Source organism: Acinetobacter sp. ANC 4216 (assembly GCF_004331195.1).
In the GTDB taxonomy this organism is placed as follows: Bacteria; Pseudomonadota; Gammaproteobacteria; order Pseudomonadales; family Moraxellaceae; genus Acinetobacter; species Acinetobacter kookii.
Window position 1 is genome coordinate 73,486 of the sequence record NZ_SJOC01000001.1, and the last position, 20,909, is coordinate 94,394.

At 42.2% G+C, this 20,909-nt stretch carries 25 protein-coding genes; 16 read left to right on the plus strand and 9 right to left on the minus strand.

The features are described 5' to 3' along the window. Positions 1-34 precede the first annotated feature (34 nt). A complete protein-coding gene (locus E0H88_RS00355; RefSeq protein WP_092820417.1) occupies positions 35-379 on the minus strand; it encodes a hypothetical protein in 345 nt (114 codons plus the stop codon). Positions 380-458: 79 nt separating this feature from the next. After that, the gene (locus E0H88_RS00360) at positions 459-1,469 is read right to left on the minus strand and encodes a metallophosphoesterase (RefSeq protein ID WP_131272684.1); all 1,011 of its coding nucleotides are present in this window, start codon (positions 1,467-1,469) and stop codon (positions 459-461) included. Between the two features lie 111 nt (positions 1,470-1,580). Between E0H88_RS00360 and E0H88_RS00365 the strand changes: the two genes are divergently transcribed. Next, positions 1,581-3,215 (plus strand): phospholipase D family protein, encoded by a 1,635-nt coding sequence (locus E0H88_RS00365; RefSeq protein WP_131272685.1) that lies wholly within the window; start codon positions 1,581-1,583, stop codon positions 3,213-3,215. A 4-nt stretch (positions 3,216-3,219) separates the two neighbouring features. Here E0H88_RS00365 and E0H88_RS00370 read toward each other — a convergent pair whose 3' ends face one another. Continuing rightward, positions 3,220-4,053 (minus strand): lysophospholipid acyltransferase family protein, encoded by an 834-nt coding sequence (locus E0H88_RS00370; protein WP_131272686.1) that lies wholly within the window; start codon positions 4,051-4,053, stop codon positions 3,220-3,222. A 378-nt stretch (positions 4,054-4,431) separates the two neighbouring features. On the opposite strand from E0H88_RS00370, the gene hflX reads away from it, so the two are divergent. The 8 genes from hflX to E0H88_RS00410 all read left to right on the plus strand — a co-directional run bounded on the left by hflX (position 4,432) and on the right by E0H88_RS00410 (position 9,828). Beyond that, the gene (hflX, locus tag E0H88_RS00375; RefSeq protein WP_131272687.1) at positions 4,432-5,763 is read left to right on the plus strand and encodes a ribosome rescue GTPase HflX; all 1,332 of its coding nucleotides are present in this window, start codon (positions 4,432-4,434) and stop codon (positions 5,761-5,763) included. A gap of 43 nt (positions 5,764-5,806) precedes the next feature. Further along, entirely contained in the window at positions 5,807-6,178 is a 372-nt protein-coding gene (locus E0H88_RS00380; RefSeq protein WP_131272688.1) for a hypothetical protein, read from the plus strand. A 9-nt stretch (positions 6,179-6,187) separates the two neighbouring features. After that, positions 6,188-6,862, plus strand: a complete 675-nt coding sequence (locus E0H88_RS00385; RefSeq protein ID WP_092820423.1) for an LrgB family protein — start codon at positions 6,188-6,190, stop codon at positions 6,860-6,862. Between the two features lie 91 nt (positions 6,863-6,953). Continuing rightward, a complete protein-coding gene (locus E0H88_RS00390) occupies positions 6,954-7,400 on the plus strand; it encodes a DUF2147 domain-containing protein (protein WP_092820424.1) in 447 nt (148 codons plus the stop codon). Between the two features lie 162 nt (positions 7,401-7,562). Beyond that, positions 7,563-8,009: a DUF2147 domain-containing protein gene (locus E0H88_RS00395; protein ID WP_131272689.1), complete on the plus strand. Its 447-nt coding sequence runs from the start codon at positions 7,563-7,565 to the stop codon at positions 8,007-8,009. Positions 8,010-8,159: 150 nt separating this feature from the next. Beyond that, the gene (locus tag E0H88_RS00400) at positions 8,160-8,609 is read left to right on the plus strand and encodes a DUF2147 domain-containing protein (protein ID WP_131272690.1); all 450 of its coding nucleotides are present in this window, start codon (positions 8,160-8,162) and stop codon (positions 8,607-8,609) included. 161 nt (positions 8,610-8,770) lie between these two features. Beyond that, complete coding sequence (locus E0H88_RS00405; RefSeq protein WP_092820427.1) at positions 8,771-9,220, plus strand: DUF2147 domain-containing protein; 450 nt, start codon at positions 8,771-8,773, stop codon at positions 9,218-9,220. Between the two features lie 158 nt (positions 9,221-9,378). Continuing rightward, positions 9,379-9,828, plus strand: a complete 450-nt coding sequence (locus tag E0H88_RS00410) for a DUF2147 domain-containing protein (protein ID WP_092820428.1) — start codon at positions 9,379-9,381, stop codon at positions 9,826-9,828. A gap of 47 nt (positions 9,829-9,875) precedes the next feature. On the opposite strand, the gene E0H88_RS00415 is transcribed toward E0H88_RS00410, so the two are convergent. From E0H88_RS00415 to E0H88_RS15825, 4 genes are all read right to left on the minus strand, one after another. Further along, positions 9,876-10,721 (minus strand): symmetrical bis(5'-nucleosyl)-tetraphosphatase, encoded by an 846-nt coding sequence (locus E0H88_RS00415; RefSeq protein ID WP_131272839.1) that lies wholly within the window; start codon positions 10,719-10,721, stop codon positions 9,876-9,878. Between the two features lie 15 nt (positions 10,722-10,736). Then, positions 10,737-11,549, minus strand: coding sequence for a 16S rRNA (adenine(1518)-N(6)/adenine(1519)-N(6))-dimethyltransferase RsmA (gene rsmA, locus E0H88_RS00420; RefSeq protein WP_131272691.1), 813 nt, complete (start codon positions 11,547-11,549; stop codon positions 10,737-10,739). 30 nt (positions 11,550-11,579) lie between these two features. Beyond that, complete coding sequence (gene pdxA, locus E0H88_RS00425) at positions 11,580-12,548, minus strand: 4-hydroxythreonine-4-phosphate dehydrogenase PdxA (RefSeq protein ID WP_131272692.1); 969 nt, start codon at positions 12,546-12,548, stop codon at positions 11,580-11,582. A 286-nt stretch (positions 12,549-12,834) separates the two neighbouring features. Continuing rightward, on the minus strand, positions 12,835-13,005 hold the full coding sequence (locus E0H88_RS15825) for a hypothetical protein (RefSeq protein ID WP_165493258.1): 171 nt from the start codon (positions 13,003-13,005) through the stop codon (positions 12,835-12,837). 32 nt (positions 13,006-13,037) lie between these two features. On the opposite strand from E0H88_RS15825, the gene rplM reads away from it, so the two are divergent. The 6 genes from rplM to E0H88_RS00455 all read left to right on the plus strand — a co-directional run bounded on the left by rplM (position 13,038) and on the right by E0H88_RS00455 (position 17,038). Beyond that, on the plus strand, positions 13,038-13,466 hold the full coding sequence (gene rplM / locus E0H88_RS00430) for a 50S ribosomal protein L13 (RefSeq protein WP_004811299.1): 429 nt from the start codon (positions 13,038-13,040) through the stop codon (positions 13,464-13,466). A 12-nt stretch (positions 13,467-13,478) separates the two neighbouring features. After that, positions 13,479-13,865 carry a 30S ribosomal protein S9 gene (gene rpsI, locus E0H88_RS00435; RefSeq protein WP_034588505.1) on the plus strand — a complete coding sequence of 129 codons (387 nt, stop codon included), beginning with the start codon at positions 13,479-13,481 and terminating at the stop codon, positions 13,863-13,865. Between the two features lie 333 nt (positions 13,866-14,198). Further along, positions 14,199-14,849, plus strand: a complete 651-nt coding sequence (locus E0H88_RS00440) for a glutathione S-transferase N-terminal domain-containing protein (protein WP_131272693.1) — start codon at positions 14,199-14,201, stop codon at positions 14,847-14,849. Positions 14,850-14,861: 12 nt separating this feature from the next. Beyond that, a complete protein-coding gene (locus E0H88_RS00445) occupies positions 14,862-15,293 on the plus strand; it encodes a ClpXP protease specificity-enhancing factor (protein ID WP_131272694.1) in 432 nt (143 codons plus the stop codon). Positions 15,294-15,312: 19 nt separating this feature from the next. Then, on the plus strand, positions 15,313-15,969 hold the full coding sequence (locus E0H88_RS00450; RefSeq protein WP_131272695.1) for a hypothetical protein: 657 nt from the start codon (positions 15,313-15,315) through the stop codon (positions 15,967-15,969). Positions 15,970-16,090: 121 nt separating this feature from the next. After that, on the plus strand, positions 16,091-17,038 hold the full coding sequence (locus E0H88_RS00455) for an IS30 family transposase (RefSeq protein ID WP_092818765.1): 948 nt from the start codon (positions 16,091-16,093) through the stop codon (positions 17,036-17,038). Positions 17,039-17,085: 47 nt separating this feature from the next. Here the strand turns inward: E0H88_RS00455 and E0H88_RS00460 are convergent, their stop codons facing one another. Further along, positions 17,086-18,201 carry a DNA/RNA non-specific endonuclease gene (locus E0H88_RS00460; protein ID WP_092820447.1) on the minus strand — a complete coding sequence of 372 codons (1,116 nt, stop codon included), beginning with the start codon at positions 18,199-18,201 and terminating at the stop codon, positions 17,086-17,088. Between the two features lie 255 nt (positions 18,202-18,456). On the opposite strand from E0H88_RS00460, the gene E0H88_RS00465 reads away from it, so the two are divergent. Then, positions 18,457-18,936 (plus strand): RodZ family helix-turn-helix domain-containing protein, encoded by a 480-nt coding sequence (locus E0H88_RS00465; protein WP_131272696.1) that lies wholly within the window; start codon positions 18,457-18,459, stop codon positions 18,934-18,936. Positions 18,937-19,022: 86 nt separating this feature from the next. On the opposite strand, the gene E0H88_RS00470 is transcribed toward E0H88_RS00465, so the two are convergent. After that, the gene (locus E0H88_RS00470; RefSeq protein WP_131272697.1) at positions 19,023-20,903 is read right to left on the minus strand and encodes a potassium transporter Kup; all 1,881 of its coding nucleotides are present in this window, start codon (positions 20,901-20,903) and stop codon (positions 19,023-19,025) included. Positions 20,904-20,909: the final 6 nt, after the last annotated feature.

Genomic DNA, 20,909 nt, shown 5'->3' on the forward strand with positions numbered 1-20,909 from the left:
AAACCAGCATTATCCACGCTGGTTTTTTTATAGTTTAAACCTGCTCATCGCTTAAAATCTGTTGATAGATTTCTTCAAACCTGCTTCGCTCTCCCCCCGCATTGTAGTAACTCGAAACAATCCAGGTGACCAGCTGACGGTAGGTTTCCGTTCCGTATAAATGATCCAGCAAAGCTTCCACATTATTGTCATTAAAGCCAAAATCACCAATTAGGTGCTGAAACTTTTGATAAAACCTGCTGGCAAATGCGGGTGTATTGACCACATCGCTTTCGGCTTGCAAAAAAGCCTGTTGCAAAGCGAGCAGGCCCATTTCCAGCTGTGACGATTGCGCAGCAGTTAAATCAAAAAACTGTCCCACTTCCTGCGAAAAAGACATCGGCCTCTCCTCATTCTTGTTTTATTCAATGCTTATTATTTTATCGCATGTCACATATAGGACAACCCATTATTGAGCCTTAAATCAGCTCAATAATATCAATGGTCGGCGGTACCCGAAAACGAAAAGGCACACCCACCATTCCTGTGCCTACAGTCACAAAAACATCTGCATTTTCATGTTGGTACAACCCTTTTTTATGTCCAAGAATGGAGACTTTTTTCATGATGTAATTGGTCAGCCAAGGCAGTTCCACCTGTCCGCCATGAGTATGCCCCGACAGCATAAGAGGGCGTGTCGGCAATTGCGGTACCATATCCACCGTATCCGGGTTATGCGACAAAATTACCCAGGGTTTGTCTTGCGGCAAATCCGGCATATAACGCATATCGGTTTTTCCGGCCCATAAATCGCCCACGCCCAGCAACCTGAATTCATCAAATTCAACAATTTGACCTTCGATATCAATCACGTTATTCACTTTAAGCGCATGTTGCAATAATTGTAGAATCGGCGGTCCGGGATACTGTTCGTCATGATTGCCGTTCACCGAATACACCGGCGCATTGATATTTTGTAAAATGGCCAGTTCATCTGCCAGTTTGTTTTCCGGTTCATAGGTCCAGTCCCCTGCGACCACCACCAGATCGGGATTCTGCTGATTAATTTTATCGACAATAATTTTCAGCTGGCGTTCATGCCCGGAAAACAGTCCGATATGTAAATCGGCAATCAAGGCAATTTTGACGGGGCTTTGCAGGTTTTGTTCCGGATTGAGCTGGTATTGCAGGGTTTTAACCATGACATGCTGAGGTTCGATAAAACGGGCATAAATCAGCACACAACTCAGCAAGAAAATAAACACCGCCTGGTGAATAGAGTAATAGCCACTCCAGCCGGCATATAAACTAAAGAAAAACAGCGGAAACAGTAAATAGGATAAGTAAAAGGCCAATAAATGTACAAATGCCTTAAAGGGATGAATGGTTTCTGTTCGGGTTTGGCTCAGCCAGGCCTGTGCAATACCCCATATGCCAAGTACTGCAAAACACAAGTAAAAATAAAAAATGACTGAGTGTGAATCCCACATATTATCTTCTCTAATCTTGACGCTGATATTACATCATTCATCTATTACGATATTTATCTTTTCACAGCTCACAATTATACTCAAACCAATTTTTGGTATTGTTTACACCTTATGACGCGATCTTCTCATCAGCACACCCACTTACACAGCGGTCAATCACCTGGCACGGCCAGCTATAAAACCACTGTATTATTAAGTTGCAGTCTGCTGCTGGGGATTCCGGCATGTTCCACCCTTCCCAAACAAATACCGCAGCCAGTTGAATATTCATTTGACACCAAAACCGAACAGACCTCCCTGGCTAAAATCATTTTGCCCTTGAGGGAACAAAACCCCAACCTGACCGGCTATCATGTTCTGTACGACCCGCTTGAGGCATTGGCGGCACGTATCCATTTAATTGATAAAGCAGAAAAAACTTTAGATTTGCAATACTACATTTGGGACAACGATAAAATTGGTGCGCTGGCCCTGCACTCTATCATTCAGGCAGCGGACCGGGGCGTAAAGGTCCGCTTATTGATGGATGACAACAATGCCAAAAAGATGGAAGGCATTTATCTGGCACTGGATCAGCATCAGAATATTGATGTGCGCCTGTATAATCCTTACCGTTTTAGACATTACCGTGCCATGGACATGGTGCTGGATTTAAAACGGATCAACCGTCGCATGCATAACAAAAGCTTTATTGCAGACAACCAGATTGCATTAATTGGTGGTCGCAATATGAGTAACCAGTATTATAACGTCAGTGACAATTATCAGTTTTCCGATGTCGATGTGATGCTGGTTGGTGCTGCATCGGATGAAATTATTCATTCTTTTGATGAATACTGGAATGACGATTATGCTTTTCCGGTCAAGCAAATTGTTAATCCAAACCATTATTCCTTGCGTTTTGACAGCCTGAAAAAACAGCTCGAGGAACACTCACAAAATATTACCGTGCAGAATTATCTCGATTTAGCCACCCGATCTCATGCTTTTGAAAACTGGCTCAATAACAGCATTCAATTTGACTGGGTCAAAGCGGAAGTGGTCAGTGATTCACCAAGTAAAATCCGCGCAAAGGCCAAAAAAGAACAGCATCTGAATTTTCAGCTGATTAACCGTTTAGAAAAGCCCCAACACAGTGTCGATATTATTTCCGCTTATTTTGTTCCAGAAAAAAAAGGCGAAAAGATGCTGAGTGAGCTGGCTCAAAACAATATCAATGTGCGGGTACTCACCAATTCCTTTAAAGCCAATGATGTAGCTTTGGTGCATGCCTTTTATGGCAAATACCGCAAGGATTTACTTCAGAATAATGTCCAGCTTTACGAGTTTCTGTCTGCACCGGAAACCGAAAACTTGAATGCCCATACCCAGGAAATTGCGGAAAAAGCCAAAGTCAGCATCAAAGGTTTAAGCCGTTCCAGCCTGCATGCCAAACTGATGGCCATAGATGAGAAGCAGGTTTTTATTGGTTCTTTTAATTTCGACCCACGCTCTGCCTATTTGAATACCGAAATTGGCGTATTGCTGGACAGCCCGAACCTGGCCAAAGAGATTCATTCCACCATGGACCAGAACCTGTCTAAATATGCCTACAAGCTGGTGTTAAATGCCAACAATAAAATCAACTGGCAAATTAAACGTCATGATGGCAGCATCAAAACTTATCAGAAAGAACCCAAGATGAAATGGTGGCAAAAAGCCGGTGTTAAAATCATTTCCTGGTTACCGGTTGAAGGCTTTATGTAAGCCTTCAGGACTGCTTGGACAGAAGTGTTGCAGGTGACGCCTTCAGGACTTTTTGCTGTAAGCGGGCCAAGCCTTCGATCATTTGCGTTTGCACTTCTTCAGTCAAGCTTTCAACAGTATGCCCTTGCACAGAAATTGCCGGCAATGCCATTAAATGTGCAGTGACTTTGGGCATTTCCAGCACTTTTTTGACATGGTCGGCAAAGCTAAGATCTCCAACAAATGGCGCGATGGTATCCAGTTGCCCATCCTGATTCACATAACAAATCAAACAAATTTGCACCGGACGATTGGCGTCAATGGCAGCCCCTAAAATACGTCCATAGATTTTTTTAATTTTACTGCCATCCGAAGTGGTGGCTTCCGGAAAAAATAACACCGGAATATCGCGTTTTAAAAAATTGGTAATTTGCTCTTTAATTTTAATTGAATCACCAGAACCCCGCTTAATAAATAAGGTACCGCCGCCCTTGGCCAGTTTGCCCAGAATCGGCCATTTTTCAATTTCCGCTTTGGCTAAAAAGAACACCCGTGCCCCTGAACCCAAAACGGCAATATCCAGCCAGGAAACATGATTGCTCACCCACAGCGCGGGTTCGCGTGGAATTACCCCATGCACCTGAATTTCAAGGTTAAATACTTTGCATAATTCGCGGCAGAAATGCTGTACATAACGCGTATTACAGGGATTATTCGGGTCTTTATATAAACGATGGCGAAAAACCAGATAAAATCCCTGAATAATTGCCGCTAAACCAGCCAATAACTTTTTGCTATATAAGAAAAATTTAGACAAGCCATTTAACGATGAACTTTCAGTTAGGGGGGATTGAGTCATAGATGGATCACTAATTATTAGCTACAACGTTTAATCATTTATTTACTGTCATTCTATACTGTTCATTTTAAACTTGCATTGATCATAAAAATTTAAATCAGCAATTCACTTTTTAAAATCAGCAGACAGAGTCAATAAATCATTTATTTTTATCATAAATAAAGAGATGAAATAATGTGCTAAAAATTAAAAAAAAGATTCGGATACATCTCCGTGATTTGCTGCTTTTAATCACTGCTTTTTAGAAGTCCCTGCTCATAAAAACACGCCCGGGACTGAATATCTTGTTACGATGCTGTGTTAAGTTTTTGCTATTTTTCCCTCTGCCTGTGCATTTTCAACTAAAATAAAATTTTAACGCAGTAGAGATCATCGTTAGTGGAATATTTTGAGCAACATCAGGGTGGTGAACGAACAATCTTAGTGAGTGTATCGGTACAGCTATTAGACGACCTTGATGCAGAAGAATTTCGTTTACTGGCAGAATCTGCCGGTGCTGAAATTTTGGAACATATTAGCGCTCAACGTATTAAACCCGATCCCAAACTGTTTATCGGTTCTGGCAAGGCCGAAGAAATTGCTGCGCTGGTACAGGACCTTGAAGCCAACCTGGTTATTTTCGATCATTCGCTGACCCCCGCTCAAGCGCGTAATTTAGAAAAAATCATGCTCTGCCGTGTGGTGGACCGTACTGAACTGATTTTAGATATTTTTGCGCAACGTGCCCGGACCTATGAAGGTAAATTGCAAGTCGAACTGGCACAGTTACAGCACCTTTCCTCGCGTTTAGTGCGTAGCCGGAGCAATCTTGACAGTCAAAAAGGCGGGATTGGCTTACGCGGCCCGGGTGAAACCCTGCTGGAAACAGACCGCCGTTTACTGCGTATCCGCATGGGGCAACTCAAAGCCAAACTGGATAAAGTTCGCCAAACCCGCATGCAAGGTCGTGTTGCACGGCAAAAGGCCGCTGTGCCGACCGTCTCTTTAGTCGGTTATACCAATGCCGGCAAATCCACCCTGTTTAATATTCTGGCCAAGAGCGATGTTTACGCGGCAGATCAGCTGTTTGCAACCTTGGACCCTACACTGCGCCGTCTGGAGTGGGATGGAATTGGACGTTTGGTTCTGGCAGATACCGTGGGTTTCGTGCGTAATCTCTCGCATTCTTTAGTCGAGTCCTTTAAGGCAACGCTCGAAGAAACACTGGAAGCCACCTTGCTGCTGCATGTGATTGATTCCAGCAGCCCAGACATGCTGGAACAGATTGAAGCGGTAGAGTCGGTACTCAAGGAAATTGGCGCCAATGTGCCGGTCCTGCGCGTCTACAATAAAATTGATGTCAGCGGTGAAGATGTCAAAATTGTCTATGCCAAACCGCACATGCCCGATCGGGTTTATGTATCCGCACACACAGGCAAAGGTTTAGACCTGCTGCGTCAAGCGGTGCAAGAATGTTTGATGGGCCAGATTCAAAGCTTCGAGCTGAAGTTAAAGCCTGCCTATGGCAAATTACGTACTCAACTGTATGCCTTGAATGTCATTCAATCTGAACATTATGATGATGTAGGTAATCTGCATTTGCATGTGATTATGGCGCCACAAAAGCTGGAACAGCTGATTAAACAGGCACATTTACCTATAGATGAAATTCTGGGGCACAAGGCTGCACAATTTAAACGGCCGCTTGAGGAATTTGAAATAAAAAGATAAATCAGTTAAAACGTGACAAGTGTAATTATAATTGTTGGTAAAAATGGACTGGATAAAAACAATCGACTGGCCAGCTTGGATTGGCACCCTGGCATTAATCATCTGTTTCCGTGAAGGCGCAGTATGGTTAACCACACAATTTCACCATCCTGAGCTGGGTAATCTAGTGGGCTTGATCAGCCTATTGGCGACTTTATTCATTTGGAGAAGTTTCAGGAAATTACCCAGTCGCCTGGTCGATACCAATAACAAGATCATGAAAGAAAGTGCCTTTGCCTTTTTGCCCATTAGCGCAGGGTCCCTGATTATGCTGACTCAAATGGGCAGGGAAATGCCGGCTTTTCTACTGGTCATGTTTGTCAGCACCCTGATTCCATTGTGGATCTATGCAAAAATGTCCAAGCGCTGGTTATAGGGAAATTATATGTTTGCAGTACTCTCCGGTTTTTTCATTACCCTGATCGCCTATCTGGTCGCAAAACCGATCAATAAACGCCTGCCGCAAATTCCGGTCATTGTGATTGGCATGTTTTTAATTATTGGCTTGTTGTTCTTATTCGGAATGCCTTATGAATCCTATATGGCACAGGTCAATCCGCTTTTTAATCGCCTCTTGGGCTATGTCACCGTTGCATTGGCCATTCCCCTAGCCGCCATGCGTTATGATGATCTGCCGCTAAAAGCCATGCTCGGAATTCTGGTGTTTGCCAGTATCAGTGCAGTCGCGTTACCGATGGGACTTGCCTATTTATTGCATATGACCGACTCCAGCATTATGGCCTTTGCTACACGTGCCGTGACTACACCAATCGCCATTAATATTGCCACGCTGTTACATGCACCTATAAGCATGGTGATTCTGATTGTGATTTTATCCGGCGTGATTGGCGCTGCCTTTTCGCCATTGATCTTGCGTCATATCAATGATGAACGCGCTTCGGGTCTGGCATTAGGTCTGGCCGCGCATGCCATTGGAACAGCACAGGCATGGCAAAGAGGCAGTGTGGCAGGACGCTATGCCGCTTTTGGCATGGCTGTGAATGCTGTATTTACTGCCATATGGCTGCCTACATTTATACTGTATTTACAAAAAATGTGACCAAATAGTCATTTGCATTAATAATGATTGTTGCCTGTCAAAAATACGCCTAGTATCAGGAATACTGTTAGTGGAATGAAGGAACATTCAAATGGTCAAGATGAAACTTACTATTGCATTAATCTGCTCAACTTTAGCGAGTTTTGCCCTAGCTCAAGACCTTACAGGAACGTGGAAAAATATTGATGATAAAACCGGTTCATCAAAAGCCATTCTTGAAATTCGTCAGGAAAATAATGGCACTTATACCGCACAAGTGGTCAAAGTCACTCCGCGTCCTGGCTATACGCCCAAAGAAATTTGCGTCAAATGCCCGGCACCTTATACCAATCAGCCCATTCTAGGCATGGATGTCTTGAAAGGTTTAAAACACGTAGAAGGACCCAACTATGCGAATGGTAAAATTATCGATCCGCTATCTGGTCATATCTACAGCATGAAAGCGAAATTAAGTCCAAATGGTAAACGCTTGACCCTGCGTGGTTATGTCGGGGTTTCAGCATTAGGCCGTAGTCAGACCTGGATCAGGAACGACTGAATATGACAAAAAGCCACACTATGTGGCTTTTTTCTTCACTGATATTTAAATAATTCACATTATATTTCATTTTTATGAAACAGTGGGTTGACTATTTTTTAAACGATAACTATATCTTTATATAAATTAAAAAAAATATTTTCCACACTTACAGGAATTGATATGAAGAAAAATCTATTATTTGTTGCTTTTGCCAGTTTAGTTTGTAGTGGGAACGTATTGGCAAATGATCTTAGCGGAACATGGAAAACCATTGACGATAAAACAGGCTCATCAAAAGCCATTCTTGAAATGCGTCAAGAAAGCAATGGAACTTATACGGCCAAAATTGTAAAAGTCACTCCTCGTCCGGGTTATACCTCAAAAGAAACCTGTGTAAATTGTCCAGCACCCTATACCGACAAACCCATCTTAGGATTAGATATTTTAACCGGCTTGAAACCTGCCGGGAATAATCAGTTTGTAAATGCCAAAGTTCTTGACCCGCTGAACGGTAAAATCTATAGCGGCAAAGCAAAGTTAAGCCCGAACGGTAAACGTCTCACTCTACGCGGTTATGTCGGTGTGTCTGCGCTTGGCCGTAGCCAGACATGGATTAAACAAGATTAAATGATACAGATTACAGCTCAGCATAGATGGGGAGCATGGTACGAATGAGCACTTAAAAACTTTATTCCAAAGACTGCTCAATTTCGTATTGCTTCCCCCCACTTTAAATAAGTCATCAGGATGGCTGACTTATACAGATGAGGAAATCTTATGAAAAAAATAGCAATCACCACTACATTTTTTGTAGCACTATTCAGCAGTTTTTCAATTTTTGCTCAGGACATCATTGGCACATGGATACAAATTGATGATAAAACCGGTTCACCTAAAGCACTGATTGAAATTCAAAAGCAAACCGATGGATCCTATGCCGGAAAAATTATCAAAGTAACGCCACGCCCAGGCTATACTCCCCGAGAAACATGTTTCCAATGTCCACCCCCTTATACCAATCAGCCAATACTAGGGTTAGAAATTTTTAAAGGCTTAAAACAGGTCAATGGAAATAATTATGCAAATGGTCGTGTACTTGACCCTTTAACCGGGAAAATATATGGCTTGAAAGGACGGATGACCCCGAACGGTAAACGTCTTATTTTACGTGGTTATGTAGGAATTTCTGCTTTGGGGCGAACTCAGACCTGGATCAGGAACGACTGAATATGACAAAAAGCCGCACTATGTGGCTTTTTATTCACTGATATTTAAATAGTTCACATTATTCTTCATTTTCAGGACCCCCTATATTGACTAATTTCTAAACACTCCTAATATGTTTTTATAGATTAAAAAAATTATTCAGCACAACCGTAGGAAATTAAATGAAAAAAAATATCTTACTTACTGTTCTTGCCAGTTTAGCTTTTAGTGGAAATCTATTGGCACAAGATCTATCTGGTACATGGCAACAAATTGATGATAAAACCGGTTCACCTAAAGCAATTATTGAAATTCGTAAAGATGCAAATGATATTTATACGGGTAAAATTGTAAAAGTGACACCTCGCCCAGGGTATACACCTCAAAAGACATGCAACAAATGCCCGGCACCCTATACCAATCAACCGATTTTAGGTATGGATGTCCTCACCGGGTTAAAGCATGTAGAAGGTACGAATAACTATGAAAAAGGCCGTGTTATCGATCCTTTAGCCGGCAAAATTTATGATGCCAAAGTTCGACTGAACACCAATGGAAAACGGCTTACCCTACGTGGTTATATCGGTATCTCGGCATTGGGTCGCAGTCAAACCTGGTTACGGGTCGATTAATCCAAATCTCTGTTTTTAATTAAAAAGCCACAATATAGTGGCTTTTTATCCAAATCGGCTTAAAACTGTTTGCTTGACTCTAGAGTATATTGACTAATTACTTTATCTATCTAATATATCCGTTAATCAGAAAATGAAAGATTAAGTGAGAGTCTTATATGCAAAAGAATCTATTGCTGGCTGCTTTTGCTGCTGTACTTTTCAGTGGAAATGTTTTCGCTCAAGACATTTCTGGAACATGGCAGCAAATTGACGATAAGACCGGTGCTGCAAAAGCAATTATTAAAATTAATAAAGAAAACAATAATACATTTACCGGGAAAATTATTAAAGTTACTCCTCGCCCAGGTTATACTCCACGAGAGACATGTAATAATTGCCCAGCACCCTATACCAATCAGCCAATTTTGGGTATGGAAATTCTAAAGGGCTTAAAACATGTAGCTGGAACCAATAACTACGAAAAAGGCCGTGTTATAGATCCTCTAGCGGGTAAAGTTTATGACGCCAAAATCAGACTGAATGCAACAGGCAAGCGTTTAACCTTAAGGGCTTATATGGGTATTTCCACCTTAGGACGCAGCCAGACCTGGATCAGACTGGATTAAGTCCCTGTAAATAAAAAAGCCACAACATGTGGCTTTTTTATTATGGCTTAGCTCGAGGATGACATGACCGGATTATCGACTTTAAATAATTCTTTATCTTCCAATCGATACGCAATCAGTTGATTTCCCCAAACACAGCCCCCATCCACATTCTGAATCTGTGGCGTAATGGTTTTCCCTTGTAATCCAGCCCAGTGTCCAAAGATAATTTGATGGGTTTTGGCCGCTTTGGACTCAAAGTCAAACCAGGGCTGAAAGCCTTCAGGCATAGGATCATCCAGCGAGTCTTTAAAGCAGAACTCCATTCGACCTTCTGCATTGGTTAAACGCATACGGGTCAAATAATTGGTAATACAACGCAAGCGCGCATTGCCTTGTAAATCATCTGACCAAAGATCAGGTTCCGTACCGTACATTTCTGCCAGGAAAGCATCCACTACAGCAAAATCATCATGAGCAATGACCACTTCTATTTCTTTTGCCAATGCTGCAGTTTGTTCTGCTGACCAAAGGCAAGGAATACCGGCATGGGTCAATATGGTGTGCTCATTCGGGAACAGGCATAAAGGCTGTTTACGCAACCAGTCAATTAAATCATCGCTATCAATTGCATCAATTACATCACGGGTATTGTCTTTTTCTTTCAGCTCTTTTAAACCACGTGCACATGCCAACAGGGTTAAATCATGATTGCCCAGTACTGTCGCTGCCACGCCACGGTCTACAAGTTTTTTAATAAAGCGCAGTGCACCCAGCGAGTTTTCACCCCGTGCCACCAAATCGCCTGCAAACCAGATAAAATCCTGATCCGGATCGAACTTGATTTCTTTCAGCAAGCTTTTTAAGGCTTCAAAACAGCCTTGAACATCACCGATCACATAATTATATCGAATATTCGAATCTGCCACTTAATCCACCATTTGATCTGCTAATGCAACAAATTGAGCCAAGGTCAAAGTCTCTGGACGTGCCATCGGATCAACACCTGCTTTTTCAAATCCCTCTTCAACCAGCATGCCTTTTAAACTGTTGCGCAAAGTTTTACGACGCTGGGTAAAGACATGTGAAACCAGACGGGCCAAGGCTTTTTCATTTTTAGCCACAATCGGTTTAACATCGTACGGCTCTAGACGGAACACCGCAGACGTCACTTTTGGAGGAGGATTAAATGATCCCGGCGGGACTTCAAACAGGAAAGTCGGTTTGCAGTAATACTGGATCATCACCGACAAACGACCATATTCTTTGGTATTGGGTGATGCAGTAATACGGTCAACCACTTCCTTTTGCAGCATGAAGTGCATGTCTTTGACTTTGTCGCCAAACTCCAGGAGATGGAACAGCAGCGGTGTCGAAATATTATAAGGCAGGTTACCCACCACACGTAGCGGACGGCCTTCCTGAAATAACTCAGTAAAGTCGTATTTCAAGGCATCGGTTTCAACAATGGTCAAACGCTCAGGATGTGGTACACGGCCTGGCAAGCCTGCCGCCAGGTCACGGTCAAGTTCAACCACAGTTAAGGCATCACATTCACCAATTAAAGGTGAAGTCAATGCCGCAAGACCCGGACCAATTTCAACAATGTTATCGCCAGAACGTGGGTTCACTGAACGGACAATTTTGGCAATGACACGTTGGTCATGTAAGAAGTTTTGCCCAAAACGCTTACGCGTGTGATGCCCTTCATCTTTGGGGTTTAAGGCATTAATCTGATACATAAACATTTCCAACGTGTAATAAAGACAAGATCATTGACGCGCAAGTTGAAGCGCCAAATCCACAGCCACATGCAAGCTTGAGCTTTTTGCCAGACCTGTACCTGCAAGGGAGAGTGCTGTGCCATGATCGACAGAAGTTCGGATAAACGGTAAGCCCAAAGTAATATTGATGGCTTCACCAAAACCCTGTGATTTTAACACAGGTAAGCCCTGATCGTGATACATCGCCAGTACGGCATCAGCATCTTTTAAATTTTCCGGAGTAAATAGAGTATCCGCCGGCAAACTTAAACTCATGTTGATACCTTGTGCGCGATAGCTTTCAAGTACAGGATTGATCACCTCAATTTCTTCCATCCCCAAATAGCCATTTTCCCCTGCATGCGGATTTAAACCACACACCAGAATATGTGGATGATCAATCCTGAATTTGGTTTTTAAATCGTGGATTAAGATATCAATCACCTGATGCAAGCGTTCAGGCGTGATCGCATCAGGTACATCACGTAAAGCCAGATGCGTGGTCACCAGTGCCACCCTTAAAGTCTTGGTAGCGAGCATCATCACCACGCGATCAACACCAGCAAATTCCTGGTAATACTCGGTATGCCCGCTAAAATGGATACCCGCTTCATTGATAATGGATTTCTGTACGGGTGCAGTTGCCACACCGACACTTTTACCCGACATGGCATAGTCTGCCGAACGACGTAATTGTTCTAATACATAGGCAGAATTTTCTGTATTGAGTTGGCCCCAAACCACTTCAGTATTTAAGGGAATATGTTCCACATACAGTTGTCCTTGAGCAGCAGACTCTAATTGTCCTTGATATTCAATTAGTTCAATTTCTTTTTTTAATAATTCAGCACGCTTTTTTAATAGATTGATATCTGCCAAAACGACAATAGGACGCTCATCAACACGATCAGCCAAACTTAAACAAATATCCGGACCAATACCAGCAGGTTCACCACTCGTGACATATAAAGGAAGCATAATTCATCCAAATAGGGCTCAATGTTCAACATTATAACGCGAATGCCGGACAAGAAAGCTGAAGCTGTGCAAAACACTTATAGATCAACTGACTTAATCAAAAAAACAACTCATCATTAGCCATACACTGATATTTTTCACTTTAATACTTCAATAAAAACAAAATTGTAAATTTTCATCATCGCTTGCTAAAAATACCAAAAATACTGAATGGCACAGATCCTCAAGTCGATAAAATTGTTTCTATTGCTTTTAAGAAGAACATGCAAACTTCACAGTTGCAGAACTAAAAGCCAATATTTTGATCTTCATTTACCGCCCCCCATTTTAGATTCCCCAACACTTCCATTTTAATCCTTGTTCTTTTAAAATATAGCGCTTGAAATTTTATATTTTCATTGTGGTTCTCCTGTCTTTCAGGTAGAATTCGGTCTCCTTTTGTTTGGACAGCTTCCATAGTCCAAACCAACTATAATAGGTAGTGGTTTAATGAAAACTCTCAGCGCTAAGCCAGCTGAAGTTCAACACGACTGGTACGTTGTTGATGCTTCTGGCAAAACTTTAGGTCGTCTTGCGACTGAAATCGCTCGTCGTTTACGCGGTAAGCATAAAACTTCTTATACTCCTCACGTTGACACTGGTGATTACATCGTTGTGATCAATGCTGAACAAGTTCAAGTGACTGGTAAAAAATCACTTGATAAGAAATATTATCGCCATACTGGTTTCCCTGGTGGTATTCGTGAAACTAACTTCGAGAAGTTAGTTGCTCACAAACCAGAAGAAATTTTCCAACGCGCTGTAAAAGGCATGTTGCCAAAAGGTCCTCTTGGTTATGCAATGATCAAAAAAATGAAAGTGTACGCTGGTACTGAGCATCCTCATACTGCTCAACAGCCACAAGTTTTGGACATCTAAGGGATACAGCACATGGCTACTAACTATGGTACAGGTCGCCGTAAGACCGCAACTGCACGTGTTTTCCTATCAGCTGGTACTGGTAAACTCGTAATCAACAACCGTTCTTTAGAGCAATATTTCGGTCGTGAAACTGCTCGTATGGTTGTTCGTCAACCTTTAGAGCTTTTAGAAGCTACTGAAAAATATGACCTTTACATCACTGTTGCTGGTGGTGGTATCGGTGGTCAAGCTGGCGCTATCCGTCACGGTATTACTCGTGCATTGATCGCTGCTGATGAAACTTTAAAACCTGCTCTTCGTCAAGCTGGTTTCGTTACTCGTGATGCTCGTGAAGTTGAACGTAAGAAACTTGGTTTACGTAAAGCGCGTAAACGTCCTCAATTCTCTAAACGTTAATTCGTTTACCGAATCGGACAAAAAACCCTGGATTATCCAGGGTTTTTTTATGGTACTTCAATTTTAATCTGGGTGAATATTTTCATCCTACTGTTCATGCACATCCTTACCCCACACACCTTCATGGCACCAGAAAGATTTGGTGAGATAATAATTCGCAAGACCAATCAAAATAAACAGTGAAACCATCGCCAGTTTGATTAACATCTTGTTTTCCTCCCGCTATTTTTTCTTATCATCTTTTTATCTTAACCCCAATTGCGCTTTTATGCTTCGTGCTTTTTAGCTTGAATTTTAGTATCCTATTCCATTCATTTATCACTGTTTCGGATTATGTCAATCGAAAATGCACATCTACAAGGAATTACGCTTTACAGTCATGCGGATGATTTTCGCTCCCACTGGATACGCTATGTACTTGCAGAGAAGCAAATCAAATATAATCTAATTATTGTAGATGAAGAGGATGAAGATCTGGCCAGTCTCAATCCCTATAATCAGCTCCCCATGCTGATTGAAAATGATTTAAAATTATTTAATTCCAGCATTATTTCCGAATATCTAGACGACCGTTATCGTCAAAACAAACTCTATGCCGATGCACCGATGCCACGAGCAGAGCAACGGCAATATATCTGGCGTTTTGAGCAAGACTGGTTAAAACTGGCGGATATTATGCTGTGTCATCCAGATACCCTGAATGAAAAAGAAAAAGCGAAAGCTCAAAAGCAGCTCAGGGATACACTGATTTCACTTACGCCATTATTTCAGTATTTTCCCTTTTTTATGTCTGAAAACTTTACAATTTTAGATTGTATGCTGGCACCTATTTTTATACGGTTAAAGGCCATGGGTATCGAATTGCCTAAACAGCATTGCCGTCCCATTCATCTATATTGTCAACGAATTTTTAGCCGGCCTGCATTTGCCATATCTTTAACGATGCAGGAAAAAAACCGCTACAGCGAATTTTTAGTAAATTAATCGAGCAACATCATGTCTGAACAAGAATTGAATCTCACCCCTACCCGACCTTATTTAGCACGTGCTATCTATGAATGGATTTGTGACAATAACCTGACCCCATATTTATTGGTTGATGCGACTCAGCCTAATACCATGGTACCGGAACAATTCATTCAGGATGGTCAGATTGTTTTAAATATCGTTCCTCATGCCGTGCACAAGTTACATATGGGTAATGAGGCAATCACCTTCTCTGCGCGTTTCGGTGGCGTTTCACGTGACATCTATGTACCTTTAAATGCAGTACTGGGTATTTATGCTCGTGAAAATGGACAAGGTCTATTCTTTGATCCAAATGAATATGAAGGTACCCAAATTACTGAAGATACATTAGAATCAACCACAACTTCAGAAGAAACTGAACAACCTAAGAAAAAACCGAGCCTACGGTTATTAGATTAAAATAAGATGGAGCAAGTGAATGGCTTTTGATTTAGTACAATATTTTGCTGAGCAGATTAACAATCAAAAGCCTCAGCTTCTCGAGCACTATTCTAGAGAAGATCGCAAAATTCATCTGTTAGAAATTAACGCGCTGGTATTAGGTAAACTTATTTCACTTTGGCGCACCGATGATAAAAAAGTTTATCAGGAAATCTCCTCACCAGATGATCTTTTTATTCAAGAGATTGCACGACATCTCACGACATCTTCAAAAAATCAGTCTCCCTTGCCTAAAAATGAACTAGAACCAACAGTAACTGAAATATTAAAATTACAGTTGGCAGAATTAAAACAACTCAACGATATTGGAAACCTGAATATCATAGGCTTACGTGAACTGATTTTAGGACAGATTGAACATTTATCTGGCCAGGCTTCCGATTGGGTTTGGTCAACAAACGAGCTAACAGAATTAAAAGGCTCTAAACCGATTAAGCAAGAAGAGATATCATTAGACTCAACAATGAAGGAGTTTAATCAAATGGTCAGCCAACAATACCCACATGACGAAGCAAATATCAGCCATGAAGTGGTAAATGCCCCAGTTCCAGCATGGTCAAAAGTATTTGAACCTATTGTAGCTATCGTCATTCTTTGGATTTTATATAGCGCAGCAACATCTATGTTTAATTAAGAACATTCAAGTTGATATTCAACTTAGATTCTCAAATGAAGTGCAACAGAGATTAAATTATTGGAAGGAAGCAAGATGAGCTAGCATTTTGCTTCCGACCGACCAAAGTCAAAGTTGCATCATGAACTACACTCATCTTACCCAAGAAGAAAGATATCAGATTTATACTTTGTTACGTGAAGGTTTTTCTAAACGTTATATCGCTTGGAGACTGAATCGCTCACCTTCAACCATTTCTAGAGAAATCAAACGTAATCGAGCGAGAAATGGCTATTTTGCTAAACATGCCAATAAAGTAGCTCGAAGACGGCATTGTCCTAATCCTAAAAGAATCCCTTGTGAAATATGGGCACATGTCATCTCTTATCTTGATCTTCAATGGAGTCCTGAACAGATTGCTTCTCGTGTTCCAGTCAGTTTGCATTCAATTTATCGCTTTATACGGCAGGATAAAAATAAGGGCGGTACACTCTTTCATAACCTACGTTTCAGAAATCAAAGAAAGAGGAAATACGGCTCTCCTGAAACCCGTGGTCAGCTGAGTAATCGTAAAAGCATTCATGACAGACCTATTGAGATTGAGCAGCGGACTCGCTTTGGTGATTTGGAAATAGATACGATTGTTGGTAAGAAGCATCAGCAATCATTGGTCTCTATTGTAGATAGGAAGACAGGTTATTTATGGCTGAAAAAGTGTAGCTCACGCAAGGCAGAGGAAATTTGCCAAACAACCATCAGCCTTCTTGAGCCGATCAAAGATCAGCTCAAGACGATTACTGCAGATAATGGTAAGGAGTTCAGCCTGCATGAGTATACTGCTCAAGAATTAGAAATAGACTGGTATTTCGCTGATCCTTATAGCGCTTGGCAACGAGGCACGAATGAAAATACCAATGGCTTAATCAGGCAATATATTAAAAAAGGCAGTAATTTAAATGCCTATACGGATGAATATATTGCAGAAATCACTCAACGTTTGAATCATCGCCCAAGAAAAAGACTCGGCTTTAAAAGTCCGAGTCAGGTATTATGGCAACAACATGGTGTTGCACTTCAAATGCTAATCTAAGTTATTAAAAAGGTAGCATGATGACTTTCATCCTACCTAAAAAGGACTTATTTCAACAACTGTAAAATATACTGCAAAAGCCCTTCAATCAGTTGCTTAACAATCGCATCCTGGGTATCTGGATCGATCGTTGACGCACTGCCGTTGTTCTCGTTCGCTTGTGTAGGGGTTGAGTTTGCTGAACTTGCAGAGGAAGATTTAAACTTTTTCTGCAAAGCGCTCAGCTCATCTGCACTGACTTCTTCGGCACATTGGCTTTCTGCATCCCAATAAGAATAGGCAATTTTCTGATTCGCTTTCACGGCACTTGCCTTTAATGGCAAATTGTAAGTATTGCGCTTCTGGTCTTCGGTTAACTGCGGAAAAATGTTGATTCCGGTCAGATCTTCCAGGGCACAGATACTCATCACCTGCACTTTGGGTGCAGTATCTTTTAGGGTGTTGTCGGCATAGTACACCCCTGCCGCCCCTGTTTTTGGCATATAGATGGCTTTATAGGTTGCTGTCGGGACGATCACCCCATTACCTATAGTTTTCAGTTTTTTAGCTGAATACACCGGTCCCGTTACAATATAGACATCCTGCTTCTGCTTGGTCACAATGGCGCGAGTCGCCTCTTCCAGCTCCCGCCACACCTGCTGATTGTTTTTCGGGGCCTGCGGCACCATGTTGGCCAATGAGAAGCTGTCAAACTGGGCATCTTTATTCGGCATGTCGGCATTCGGTGCCATGTGTCCACGATCATAGCCCGAAGCTTTATAGTCGGCCAAGGTCGCACGATATTCTGTTTTTAAACGTGTTTCTTCATGGAAGTTGTCTTCACGTGGAATTTTCTGGCTCAAGCGCTGCGGGGTCAAAGCTTCCGCCACCCACAAAGGCGTTTTCGACACCCCCGAATACATCACGTTAAAGCCATTAAAGCACAGCGGAAAGGCATTTTTAGTCAGGCTTTCCTTGGCCAGATAAGGCGGAATATCACGGTAAAACTGATCCAGACAGGCCGAGTTTGATGCAGATGGCAAGGAGACCAGCTGTTGAATTTTTTCCTGTCCAAAAGCAATTGCAAAGCTGCTGGTCGCCACTACCCCCAAAACAATTTTTAAACTATTCTGATTTAAAATTTGCATCAAAGATTGACCGCTTTTACCTTTCTTCATTGCCATTTTGAGCCGAACCCCTATTTTTCACGAGCTTAACAAGCAGTGAAAATGAAGTATATGTAGTAAATTTTATTTGCTTAACATTTAGACTAAAACTGTTCAACAAAAGCACAGTTGTTGTAACAGTCTGTCTCATTTTCTAAAGCTTTTATAACAAGTCTTAATAGCTTTACGTATGTTTGATTGAAAAACCGATCATGCTTATGACAAGGTAAAAATACGCAAAAAATCTGAATAATGATTGCTACGGAGTATTTTATGCATTTTAAGCTTTTAGGTTTAAGTCTAGTCACAGGAATGATAAGTGCAACTGCATTTGCAGAACCTGCCATTCAACCGGGCGATACCTTAGAAAGTCTGTCTAAAGTCAAAGTAAACACGACGGTAAATGGTCAGGCCGGTTCCATTGAAAATTTGGTCGCCAGTGGTCAGATCCGTATTGTGGAGGCAGGGCAAGTTGCAGATCAAGAGATTGCAGCTGCGCCAGTCAGTCAATCTACTGCTGATACACCAGTGAACGCAGCGAATATGCCTCAAGCAGATACCACCCCTGAATCTGCAACTATCGCACCGGCAAATATCGCTGGTGTCGCTGCACCCCAGGAAGCCTTTGCAGCGACTCCTGAAGCTGCACCACAGCCAGATGATGCAGTACAAGCAGCCCCAGCGACTGAGGTGACAGATACTCCGGTAAATGCATCTCCCGAAATGCCAGTGGCAGACGCAACAGAGAACTAATCACACTCTTGTTCAGGCTTTCATCCTCCAAATAAAAAACCAAGGATTTTCCACCTTGGTTTTTTATTGCCTGCAATGTCTAGCGCCTAGATTTCGATTTGACTACCTAATTCAACCACACGATTGGGAGGAATCTGATAAAAGTCACTCACCGGACTGGTGTTACGCTGCATCGAAATGAACAGCTTTTCACGCCAAGGGGATAAGCCGTCGCCCACTGTATGAATCAGTCGATCTCGGGAGATAAAGAAGCTCATCTGCATCATGTCAAACTCAAAACCCAATTCCTGATAGGCCTGTTCCAGTGCTTCAGGAATATTGGGTTGATCTTTAAAACCGTAATACAGTGAAATACGATAGAAACGGTTATCCAGTTTTTCAATTTTACTCCGTTCTTCCTGCGTCACATAAGGAATGTCACGGGTATTCACGGTTACCATAATATTCAGCTCATGCAAGACCTTATTGTGCTTGATATTATGCAGCATGGCGTGTGGCACGATATTCGGTGTACCGGTCAGGAATACGGCTGCACCTGGAACAAATTGTGTTTCAGCACTCATACCAATACTTTTGATAAACAGATCGATCGGCAAGGCGTCTTTTTCCAAACGAGCCAGCAAGATTTCACGACCTGCTTTCCAGGTCATCAAAATGGTATACACGGCTGCACCAATCAAAATTGGTACCCAACCACCTGCAATAATTTTTAATGAGGTCGATGCAACAAAGACCAAATCAATCAGCAAAAATGGCACGGCAAAGAGCAGAACCTTCCATACCGGCCAGCGCCAGAAACCATAAGCCAGAAATGCAATCAAAATGGTCCCGCACAGCATAGTCATGGTCACGGCAACGCCATAAGCACTGGCGAGATTGGCACTGTTTTCAAATAATAAAATCAGAATAATGACCGAAATAAACAGCACCCAGTTAATGAAGGGCAAATAGATTTGCCCCTGTTCAACATCCGAAGTGTGATGCACGGTTAAACGGGGTAAATAACGCAGCTGGATGGCCTGATTGGTCATGGAAAAAACACCCGTAATCACGGCTTGCGAGGCAATGACTGCTGCTGCGGTTGCCAGACCAATCATCGGATACAATGCCCAACCGGGAACCAGCATATAAAAAGGATTGGCAATCGCATCCGGATTACGTAGCAGTAACGCCCCTTGTCCTGCATAGTTTAAGAGCAGGCAAGGTAAAACAATAATGAACCATGCCAAGCGAATAGGCAGACGACCAAAATGTCCCATATCGGCATAGAGCGCTTCCCCTCCGGTCATGGTCAGAATCACCGCACCCATAGTCAGAAAAGCAACATAAGGCTGATGCACCACGAAATTAAAAGCCCAATGCGGGCTGATCATGGTCAATACAAAGGGGGTTTGGATAATGCTCCATATCCCCACGGCACCAATGGATAAAAACCAGGCCAAGGTTAAAGGGCCAAAAAATTTGCCCATGGTGGCAGTACCATGCCGCTGAATAATAAACAGACCAGTTAAAATTCCAATCGCCAAAGGCATAAGCCACTGGTTAAACATGGGTGTTGCAATACTTAAGCCTTCAATTGCCGACAACACGGAAATGGCAGGCGTAATAATGCCATCGCCAAAAAATAACGAAGCACCAATAAAACCCAATGCAATCAGATAAATTTTCTTGTTGTCTGCAATACGTGTGGTTCGTAGGTTCAATGCCAATAACGACATAATCCCGCCTTCCCCATTGTTGTCTGCACGCATAATGATGGTGACGTATTTAAAACTGATCGTCAGCATGATGCACCAAAAAATCAGTGATAAAATTCCAAGAACCGATGCCTCGGTAATAGCCAGATGCGCTGTGAGGAAACATTGCCGGAGGGCATATAATGGGCTGGTGCCAATGTCTCCAAATACCACCCCAAGCGCTGCAAGGGTAATCACAGGCAAGGCGGCTTTTTGTGCAGTACTTTGCATATTTCG

What these genes read in the sequence shown, in the direction of transcription:
- E0H88_RS00380 (WP_131272688.1), top strand. Translation starts at nt 5,807, where the DNA reads ATGGACTGGATAAAAACAATCGACTGGCCAGCTTGGATTGGCACCCTG.
- E0H88_RS00460 (WP_092820447.1), bottom strand. Translation starts at nt 18,201, where the DNA reads ATGGCAATGAAGAAAGGTAAAAGCGGTCAATCTTTGATGCAAATTTTA.
- E0H88_RS00360 (WP_131272684.1), bottom strand. Translation starts at nt 1,469, where the DNA reads ATGTGGGATTCACACTCAGTCATTTTTTATTTTTACTTGTGTTTTGCA.
- E0H88_RS00410 (WP_092820428.1), top strand. Translation starts at nt 9,379, where the DNA reads ATGCAAAAGAATCTATTGCTGGCTGCTTTTGCTGCTGTACTTTTCAGT.
- E0H88_RS00395 (WP_131272689.1), top strand. Translation starts at nt 7,563, where the DNA reads ATGAAGAAAAATCTATTATTTGTTGCTTTTGCCAGTTTAGTTTGTAGT.
- E0H88_RS00445 (WP_131272694.1), top strand. Translation starts at nt 14,862, where the DNA reads ATGTCTGAACAAGAATTGAATCTCACCCCTACCCGACCTTATTTAGCA.
- pdxA (WP_131272692.1), bottom strand. Translation starts at nt 12,548, where the DNA reads ATGCTTCCTTTATATGTCACGAGTGGTGAACCTGCTGGTATTGGTCCG.
- E0H88_RS15825 (WP_165493258.1), bottom strand. Translation starts at nt 13,005, where the DNA reads ATGGAAGCTGTCCAAACAAAAGGAGACCGAATTCTACCTGAAAGACAG.
- E0H88_RS00440 (WP_131272693.1), top strand. Translation starts at nt 14,199, where the DNA reads ATGTCAATCGAAAATGCACATCTACAAGGAATTACGCTTTACAGTCAT.
- E0H88_RS00365 (WP_131272685.1), top strand. Translation starts at nt 1,581, where the DNA reads ATGACGCGATCTTCTCATCAGCACACCCACTTACACAGCGGTCAATCA.
- rsmA (WP_131272691.1), bottom strand. Translation starts at nt 11,549, where the DNA reads ATGTATCAGATTAATGCCTTAAACCCCAAAGATGAAGGGCATCACACG.
- E0H88_RS00450 (WP_131272695.1), top strand. Translation starts at nt 15,313, where the DNA reads ATGGCTTTTGATTTAGTACAATATTTTGCTGAGCAGATTAACAATCAA.
- E0H88_RS00370 (WP_131272686.1), bottom strand. Translation starts at nt 4,053, where the DNA reads ATGACTCAATCCCCCCTAACTGAAAGTTCATCGTTAAATGGCTTGTCT.
- E0H88_RS00405 (WP_092820427.1), top strand. Translation starts at nt 8,771, where the DNA reads ATGAAAAAAAATATCTTACTTACTGTTCTTGCCAGTTTAGCTTTTAGT.
- E0H88_RS00455 (WP_092818765.1), top strand. Translation starts at nt 16,091, where the DNA reads ATGAACTACACTCATCTTACCCAAGAAGAAAGATATCAGATTTATACT.
- rpsI (WP_034588505.1), top strand. Translation starts at nt 13,479, where the DNA reads ATGGCTACTAACTATGGTACAGGTCGCCGTAAGACCGCAACTGCACGT.
- E0H88_RS00390 (WP_092820424.1), top strand. Translation starts at nt 6,954, where the DNA reads ATGGTCAAGATGAAACTTACTATTGCATTAATCTGCTCAACTTTAGCG.
- E0H88_RS00385 (WP_092820423.1), top strand. Translation starts at nt 6,188, where the DNA reads ATGTTTGCAGTACTCTCCGGTTTTTTCATTACCCTGATCGCCTATCTG.
- rplM (WP_004811299.1), top strand. Translation starts at nt 13,038, where the DNA reads ATGAAAACTCTCAGCGCTAAGCCAGCTGAAGTTCAACACGACTGGTAC.
- E0H88_RS00400 (WP_131272690.1), top strand. Translation starts at nt 8,160, where the DNA reads ATGAAAAAAATAGCAATCACCACTACATTTTTTGTAGCACTATTCAGC.
- E0H88_RS00465 (WP_131272696.1), top strand. Translation starts at nt 18,457, where the DNA reads ATGCATTTTAAGCTTTTAGGTTTAAGTCTAGTCACAGGAATGATAAGT.
- E0H88_RS00470 (WP_131272697.1), bottom strand. Translation starts at nt 20,903, where the DNA reads ATGCAAAGTACTGCACAAAAAGCCGCCTTGCCTGTGATTACCCTTGCA.
- E0H88_RS00355 (WP_092820417.1), bottom strand. Translation starts at nt 379, where the DNA reads ATGTCTTTTTCGCAGGAAGTGGGACAGTTTTTTGATTTAACTGCTGCG.